The organism is Cellulomonas sp. P4_B5_2 (genome assembly GCF_056402235.1).
On the sequence record NZ_JBFUHU010000384.1, the window covers coordinates 1 to 3,119 of the forward strand.

The 3,119-nt window shown below is 72.6% G+C and carries 3 protein-coding genes; all 3 read right to left on the bottom strand.

Annotated elements, in window-relative coordinates; all coding sequences use genetic code 11:
• Nucleotides 1–291: hypothetical protein (locus AC1DUQ_RS19865; protein ID WP_477074436.1), on the bottom strand; the 291-nt coding region annotated here is incomplete at its 3' end.
• Nucleotides 292–385: 94 nt separating this feature from the next.
• Nucleotides 386–2,386 (bottom strand): acetate--CoA ligase, encoded by a 2,001-nt coding sequence (gene acs, locus AC1DUQ_RS19870; protein WP_477061211.1) that lies wholly within the window; start codon nucleotides 2,384–2,386, stop codon nucleotides 386–388.
• A 92-nt stretch (nucleotides 2,387–2,478) separates the two neighbouring features.
• A partial coding sequence (locus AC1DUQ_RS19875; RefSeq protein WP_477074437.1) for a hypothetical protein occupies nucleotides 2,479–3,119 on the bottom strand: 641 nt, incomplete at its 5' end.

The window sequence follows — 3,119 nt, forward strand, 5'->3', positions numbered from 1 at the left end:
GTGCTGGCCTACCGACGAGGGCACCCGCTCCTGCTCGCGACGATCGCCGGGCTCGGCTACTCCGCCGCGGCGATCGCCGCCCGCGCCGCGCACGCGTCGGGGGGCCTGCTCGACACTGTCCTGCAGCCGCTCGCGCTCGTCATCGTCGTGTCGGGCGTCGTCGCCGCGCTCGCCTACCTGCGGGCGCTCGAGACCGGGCCCGTGGGGTCGGCCGCCGCCACGGTGTCCGTGCTGGAGGTGATCGTGCCGGGGATCGTCGGCATGGTCGTGCTGGGGGACGTGGTCCGGCACGGGTGGGACCCTGCGGCCGTCGTCGGAACCGCCGCGGCGCTCGCCGGGTGCATCGCTCTCGCGACGAGCCCGGCGAACGCCGCGGCAGAGACCGTCAGTCCTCCTGCTTCGCCCCCGGCGCGGACAGACCCCGCGCGATCAGGTCCATCACGGAGGAGTCCGCCAGCGTCGTCGCGTCCCCGACCTGACGGTTCTCCGCGACGTCCCGCAGGAGGCGGCGCATGATCTTCCCGGAGCGCGTCTTGGGCAGCTCCGCGACGACCAGGATCTGCCGAGGCTTGGCGATCGGGCCGATCTCCTTGGCCACGTGGTTGCGCAGCTCGGTCTGCACGGCGTCGGCCTCCTGGTCGCCACCGCCCGCGTCGCCGCGCAGGATGACGAACGCGACGACCGCCTGCCCGGTGGTCTCGTCGGCCGCACCGACGACCGCGGCCTCCGCGACCCACGGGTGCGACACCAGGGCCGACTCGATCTCCGTGGTCGACAGCCGGTGACCGGACACGTTCATCACGTCGTCCACCCGGCCGAGCAGCCAGATGTCGCCGTCGTCGTCCTTCTTGGCGCCGTCGCCCGCGAAGTACAGGCCCTTGAAGCGCGACCAGTACGTGTCGACGTAGCGGTCCGGGTCACCCCAGATCCCGCGGAGCATCGCCGGCCACGGCTCGGTGAGCACGAGGTACCCGCCGGACCCATTCGGCACCGGCTGCGCGTCGTCGTCGACCACGTCCGCCGCGATGCCCGGCAGCGGCACCTGCGCGGACCCGGGCTTGGTCTCGGTGACACCCGGCAGCGGGCTGATCATGATGCCGCCGGTCTCGGTCTGCCACCAGGTGTCGACGATGGGCGCACGGTCGCCGCCGATCACCCGGCGGTACCACATCCAGGCCTCGGGGTTGATCGGCTCACCGACCGACCCCAGCACGCGCAGGCTCGACAGGTCGAACTTGCCGGGGATCTCCGAGCCCCACTTCATGCAGGTCCGGATGGCGGTGGGGGCGGTGTAGAGGATCGAGACCTTGTACTTCTCGATGATCTCCCACCAGCGGCCGCGGTGCGGGGTGTCGGGCGTGCCCTCGTAGATGACCTGCGTGGCGCCGTTGATGAGCGGACCGTAGACGACGTAGGTGTGGCCCGTGATCCAGCCGATGTCCGCCGTGCACCAGTAGACGTCGGTCTCCGGCTTGAGGTCGAAGACGTTGCGGTGCGTGTACGCCGCCTGGGTCAGGTACCCGCCCGTGGTGTGGAAGATGCCCTTCGGCTTCCCGGTGGTGCCCGACGTGTACAGGATGAACAGCGGGTGCTCGGCCTCGACCGCGACGGGTGTGTGCTGGTCGCTCGCGGTGTCGACGACGTCCGACCACCACACGTCGACCTCGTCGTTCCACGCGACGTCCTGGCCGGTCCGCCTCACGACGAGGACGTGCTGGACCGACGGCGTGCCCTTGGTCAGCGCCTCGTCGACGGCCGGCTTCAGCGCGCTGGCGGACCCGCGCCGGTACCCCCCGTCCGCGGTGACGACGAGCTTGGCCTCGGCGTCGTTGATCCGGGTGCTCAGCGCCTCGGCCGAGAAGCCGCCGAACACCACCGAGTGCGGGGCGCCGATGCGCGCGCAGGCCAGCATCGTGACGACGGCCTCGGGGATGAGCGGCAGGTAGATGGCGACGCGGTCGCCCGTGCCGACCCCCAGCGCGGTGAACGCGTTCGCGGCCTTGGACACCTCCCGCTGCAGGTCTGCGTACGTGACCGTGCGGGTGTCGCCGCCCTCGCCCTCGAAGTGCAGCGCGACGCGGTCCCCGTGGCCGGCCTCGACGTGCCGGTCGACCGCGTTGTACGCGGCGTTCAGCGTGCCGTCGGCGAACCAGCGGACGAACGGCGCGTTCGACCAGTCGAGGACCTCCTCGAACGGCGTCTCCCAGCTGAGCAGCTCACGGGCCTGCTCCGCCCAGAAGCTGGGCCGGTCGGCGTTCGCCCACGCGTACAGGCCGCGCTGCGCGTTGGCCTGGTCCGCGAACTCGGGCGTCGGGGGGAACCGGCGGTCCTCGGTGAGCAGGTTCTCGAGGCCGGGCTCGTGGGTCTCGGGCGGGGTGTCGGTCACGAGGACCACCTCCTGTGCAGCGACGTCGATGCAGGTGGACCGGGGTCCGGAAACGCACTCTAGCCGGAGACGAGCGCGCTCACGCCCCCCGCTCAGACGCGGTGGCGCTCGCGGAACTCCCCGAGGTGGACCCCACGACGGCGCGCTGCGGCCGCCACGAGCCCCGCCAGCAGGAGCAGGAACCCGACGGCGAGCACCATCCCCGACGTGCCCGCGACCGTCACCTGCGTGACCGTGACCCGCCAGCCCGACGACGTGAGGAGGTTGAGCGTCTGCTCGCGGGCGATCGACGGCAGGTACAGGTAGACGATGCCGGCGAGGGTGAGCACGGTGCCCGCCGTGATCGGGACCGACGGCGTCCACAGCCCGAGCAGCAGGACCGCGCCGAGGAGCAGCAGGCCCACCGTGACCAGCACGATGCCGAGCACCTCGGTGGAGGCGTCCCAGCCGTCGACCTGCGCGTCGAGGATCTGCGCCTCGCCGATCAGCAGGACCGCGGCGCCGACCGGTCCGAGGATCAGGCCGACCAGCACGCCGAGGATGTGGGAGCCGACCGTGGTGCTGCGCGGGGCGTTCGGGTCCGGGAACAGGTGATCGTCGCCGGTGGCGGTCGGTGCCGGGGCGGCGAACGCGGCGGGTGCTGCGGCGGTCGCGGGAGCGGGCGCGGGGGCTGCCGGCTCCGCGGTGGAGGCCTCGACGGGTGCGGCGGGCTCGACGGGCTGCGTGGCCGAGG